Here is a 5366-nt window from a genome sequence, read left to right as displayed (position 1 = left end):
GCTTCTACTCTGTTTTTTGCCATTTCCATTGGGTCATCCGTTAACCAATCTCTTTGATTGACGCCTTTACCAAATGGATCTGACCCATCATTTGTAAATGTATGCCAATAAGCCACTGAGAAACGCAACTGTTCTTTCATGGTTTTTCCTAGTACTACTTCTTCCGGATTGTAATAACGGAATGCGAAAGGATTTGTTGATTCGGCACCTTCATATTTAATTTTATCGATAGATGGAAAATATGTCATAATCAATAGACCTCCTAATTTTAACATCGTTAATAGGTTTGTTTGTTTATCAAACTAACCTATTAACTTAACTATAATCTTATATAATTAAGTTGTCAACCCTTTCATTTCCAATATATACCGATCTTCTATAAGAAAATATATCAAAAGTTTTTCTATACATAATAATTTATTACTTACTTTTATTCCAAAAAGAAAAACAGCTCTTTCAGAAAATACTTTTTCAACAGAAGATGACTTTGTTAGTGTAAATACTAATAGCGGTATTCATGCTAGTATTAGTATAAATGAATTTTTGTACTATAGTCTAAATGGAAGAAGCGAAAAAAACAGCGTGAGTCATTTATCTCACGCTGCCTAAACTAGATTTTATTTTAAGCAAATTTAACTCATCCACACCATTTGACATAGAGCCAAAGTTTATATATCACTCACTAATTGTTTTCGAACTTGATTTAACTTGAAGGATATACAACTGTTTATTATTCTACATCAAATGAGAATAATGTTTGTTTTTCATATGTTTCGCCAGCCTCTAATATGATTGATGGTAACTCTCGATGATGTAACGATGCCGCCGACGATTGCGTTTCAAAACACACTCCTGAATATTTTTTTGATGTACCTCCAGATAATTCAAGACCCTCTACTAAATTCTGGCCTGTATACAGAACCATACCAGGTTGATTAGTTTTAATCTTAAGAATTCTACCGCTTATTTCTTCTCTAACAACAACATTCTCTTTTTTATCATGATCGAATATAACGTAATGATCATAACCGTTACCCACAATTCTATTTTGCCCTGTTTGAGAGGTTATTCCATCACTAATTTTTTTCCCTTTTCTAAAATCAAAATTTGTATTTATTGCATCTTTAATTTCTCCAGTAGGAATTAATTCTTTATCAAGCTCAAGAAATTTGCAACTATCTATGATTAATCGATGATTATGGATAGTACTATCTAAATTTCCTGATAAATTAAAATAGGAATGATTTGTTAACGTTACTGGCGTTTTTTTATCTGTAGTTGCCCAATAATCAATTATAAATTGATTATTATTCGTCAGTGTATAAGTGACCGATACATCCAGATTTCCTGGATAAACATTTTCTCCATCTTTTCTTAAATAGCTTAGAGTAACACCTACACTATGATCTTTTTTAAAACTTTCAGTCTTCCATACAATATGATGGAATGAATCTGTTCCACCATGTAAATGATGATTGCCATCATTCTTTTCCAAATTAAACTTTTCTTCATTAAGTGAGAATTTAGCTCCTTCAATCCTGCCAGCAACGGGACCAATTATGGCACCAAAGAAATTTTGATCTGACTCATAATCTTTATAGTCTGAATATCCTAAAACAATATTTGCTATATTGCTATTCTTATCTGGAACTAAAATTTTTGTGATTATTCCACCATAGTTTAAAAATTGTACTTCCATTCCTTTATCATTGAGAAGGCTGAATAGTTTCCATTTATTATTCACTGTCTGAACTTTTATATCCATCTCGCACCACCATACTTGTTTAATTACAATTTATATTTAACGGAAAAAATCTTTAGTACTTGGATAAATTTCATTATATTTTTTATAGAAAATTTTGTATTTCTCTACATTTTCTGGTATTGGAAAAATCTCTTTCTTATAAGAAACAACTTTTTCTGCACATTTTTCCAAATCAGCAAACCAACCTACTCCTACGGCTGCTATCATAGAGGCTCCCATAGCTGGTCCTTGCTCTGTCGACATCGTTACAATCGTTGCATCAAAGATATCTGCTTGCATCTGTAACCAATCACTATTTTTTGCTCCTCCACCTACAGATACAACTTTGTTAAATGATTTACCAGACTTTTTCTCCATTAAAATTTGTGAATCTTTTAATGAGTAAGTAATTCCCTCTAGTACAGCTCGAGTAAAGTGATTCTTTGTGTGGTTAGCATCAATTCCGATAAAAGTTCCTCGAACTTTACTATCCACATATGGAGTACGTTCTCCAACAATATAAGGCGTAAAGTACAATCCGTCCGAACCCACTGGTATAGTATCTACTTTTTTTAGCAATTCATCATACGTTTCATTTTCTGCAAAAGTATTTTTGTACCAGGTCAGACTATGTCCTGCTGCTAATGTAACCCCCATCGAATAGTAGGCATCCTTTGCAGCATGGTTAAAGTAATGTAAATCACCTTCATAGTTCTTATCACCTGTCTCTTCATATGATAAAAAGACTCCTGACGTCCCGATACTTGCTAAAGCTAGACCTTCCTTAACAATACCAGATCCTACAGCGGCACATGCATTATCTGCTCCACCTGCAAAAACTTCTATTTTGCCTTTTAAGCTTAATTTTTCAAGTAACTCTTCGCGAACTATTCCGATACAATCAGTAGAATATACAAGGGATGGGCAAATCTGTTCATTTATATCAAACGCTTTTAATATTTTTTGACTCCATTGTTTATTCTCAACGTCTAATAATAAGGTTCCTGAAGCATCAGAATATTCCATCTGTTTATTTCCAGTTAACCAATATCCCAAGTAATCTTTAGGTAGAAGAAATTGTGATACTTGTTCCCATATCTTTGGCTCATTCTCTTTCACCCATAATATTTTAGGTAGCGTGAAACCTTCTAGGGCACGGTTCTTTGTAATAGTAATTAAATCTTCTTTTAATTTTTCTGTAATTTCTACACATTGTTTAGTCGTTCTCACATCATTCCACAAAATAGCATTTCTTAAAACCTGATTTTTGTCATCTAGTAACACTAAACTATGCATTTGCCCCGAAAAACTGATACCTTGAATTCCTGTACTTGCTTCTGGAACTTCATCAATAATTTCATGTATTACTTGCTCTGCAGCTTTCAACCATTCTGTTGGATTTTGTTCACTATACCCAGGTTGTGGTGAAATTAAAGGATAGTTTGCTGACTTTGTAGTTATAATTGTTCCATCCTTTGTCATTAATAAGCCCTTTAAAGAACCTGTACCTAAATCTAATCCTAATACATATGTCATATAATTTTCTCCTCACCTTGTTAGAATTATTTTTACACTATATATCTTTTTCTTTCTTTATTAAAAATGATTACTTCACTTTTACACCGGTATAAATAAAACCTCTTACAGCCTAGTTTAAGAAATTTTGTCTTAAACTGCTGTAAAAGGTCATTTTTACTATCTATTTACTGTTTGTTCTAATAAATCGATTTTGATTATTTTTCCTTATAAGAGAAATAATCAAAATCAGCTTCTAGTTCATACCCAGAATAGTCAACATTCGCCATTCCTACAAACGCACCTGTGAAAAATCCACCGTAAGATTGGTTGACATAATCATCAGATAAAATTTTAGCATCCAATTTCACTGGAATATCTATCCACATGATTCCATCAAAGGAATAGGAATAGGTATAATAGTTGGTACGTACTTTTACTTTCAAATAAATATAATCAACACTTTCGGGTACTTTAACAGCTTCTTCTTTAAGAAAACTTGTAAGTTGACCACGGTTATTCTGTGTAATTTCAATAACTCGCCCATTGATTTCATTCCATGTAACTTGGATCATTGACCAATGTTGAGTATTATAATAATTGACCAGTCCGGCCATCTGCTGGTGCGTTGTTGGCTGATACATCACTGCTGTCTCTGCATCAAATTCAAATGCTTGCCAGCGACGAGCTACTAAGGCTTGTTCGTGCTCATTTGTGAGAGAACCACGACCTACCAAACGAAGATGTCCTGGATTGGCCTTCAAGGATCCCAAATAATCGTTAAAAGGAACTCTTAAGGTATTAAAATGAATGTTTAATTCTTTTTTATCAAAATCATCTTTTTCAAGATAATTTAATTCAAAAAGCGTTTCAATTGCATCTTTTGGTGCTTCAACTTCTTTAGCACCTTGCTTGCCACCAACAATCATGGGCCATTTTTCTTCGTCCCATTTTACCTTTTGAATAGCTGTTTCTCTCCCTAATGTACACCATCCTCTAGGCTCAGTTACTGATTCTATTGAATGATGCCAAGGTCTCCCAGTCAAGTGGGCAAAATACCATTCTCCACCAGGCGTTTCCACTAAGGAGCCATGTCCACATTTCTGAAGGTAATTCCTTGGAGAATCATATGCCGTTAAGAATGCATCACCAGGTTGAGTTTTGTAATTTCCAAAGAGATCTTTTGAACGAGCGACAACTTCTTGATGTGTATAAACAGTTCCACCCTCTGCAGCAAAAAGGTAATAGTATCCGAATATTTTATAGATATGTGGTCCTTCAACTAATCTAACATCTGTACCCTGATAAATAATTTTAGCAGTTTTAGGCAACAATTTTTGTTGCTCCACAGAATACTCAGTTAATTTTATTCCATTAAAAGAATGATGATACTCTCGATGATCCCATTCCATTTGAACAAGGTATTTTTTCCCGTCATCGTCATGAAATAGTGATGCATCAAAGCCAACACCGTTTAATTTTATCGGATCACTCCATGGTCCATAGATATTTTCTGCAGTAGTCAAGTAATTAGTCCCGTCTTTAAATGAACCCTCAATGACTTTTACGTCTGTATATACTAACCAAAACTTGCCATCGACATATGAAAGGTCAGGAGCCCAAATTCCGCCAGAATCTTTGTTGCCTTTCATATCCAGTAGCGTTGTTGTTGACAATGGGTGCGTAATTAATTTCCAATTGACTAAGTCTTTTGATTCATGAATTTGTACTCCAGGAAACCATTCAAATGTTGAGTTTGCAATATAATACGTATCGTCTACTCTAACAATTGAGGGGTCTGCATTAAAACCTCTTAATGCAGGGTTTTTAATAATCATATCCTTCCTCCTCGTTAAAATTATTTATTAAATTAAGTAATCATTTAATTTTGATTTAACGTATTCAATATGAGTTGATTCATTTTTGATTTCGTCATGTTCTAAAGCATAAGTTGTCAATGTTTCTAAATCTGCTTTCCCAGAAATAATATCTGAACCAATACCTGTTTCATAACTTGCATAACGTTTTTCTTTTAGTTCATCTAAGAAGCGCGTTTCTTTTATTTTGGCAGCTGCTTTTAATCCTCTAGCATAAGTATCCATTCCTG

The 5366-nt window shown here is 33.5% G+C and carries 3 protein-coding genes and 2 pseudogenes; all 5 read right to left on the bottom strand.

Going from position 1 to position 5366, the window contains the following annotated elements; genetic code table 11:
* Positions 1-248 (bottom strand): annotated as a pseudogene (locus tag J7E16_RS07520) (xylose isomerase); the annotation flags it as partial.
* A gap of 482 nt (positions 249-730) precedes the next feature.
* Positions 731-1765, bottom strand: coding sequence for an aldose epimerase family protein (locus J7E16_RS07515; RefSeq protein WP_214890517.1), 1035 nt, complete (start codon positions 1763-1765; stop codon positions 731-733).
* Between the two features lie 36 nt (positions 1766-1801).
* Positions 1802-3280, bottom strand: coding sequence for a xylulokinase (gene xylB / locus J7E16_RS07510; RefSeq protein ID WP_214890514.1), 1479 nt, complete (start codon positions 3278-3280; stop codon positions 1802-1804).
* A 197-nt stretch (positions 3281-3477) separates the two neighbouring features.
* Positions 3478-5097, bottom strand: a complete 1620-nt coding sequence (locus tag J7E16_RS07505; RefSeq protein WP_214890511.1) for a glycoside hydrolase family 43 protein — start codon at positions 5095-5097, stop codon at positions 3478-3480.
* Between the two features lie 27 nt (positions 5098-5124).
* Positions 5125-5366: pseudogene (locus tag J7E16_RS07500) on the bottom strand (xylose isomerase); the annotation flags it as partial.

It is taken from the genome of Carnobacterium sp. ISL-102 (assembly GCF_018612935.1).
Lineage (GTDB): Bacteria > Bacillota > Bacilli > Lactobacillales > Carnobacteriaceae > Carnobacterium_B > Carnobacterium_B alterfunditum.
Note: the sequence above shows the minus strand (reverse complement) of the source record. Positions and strands in the feature narration are given on the sequence as shown.

Bases quoted from the DNA above. Each gene is read 5' to 3' on its own strand.
- J7E16_RS07515 (WP_214890517.1), bottom strand. From the start codon at position 1,765: ATGGATATAAAAGTTCAGACAGTGAATAATAAATGGAAACTATTCAGC.
- xylB (WP_214890514.1), bottom strand. From the start codon at position 3,280: ATGACATATGTATTAGGATTAGATTTAGGTACAGGTTCTTTAAAGGGC.
- J7E16_RS07505 (WP_214890511.1), bottom strand. From the start codon at position 5,097: ATGATTATTAAAAACCCTGCATTAAGAGGTTTTAATGCAGACCCCTCA.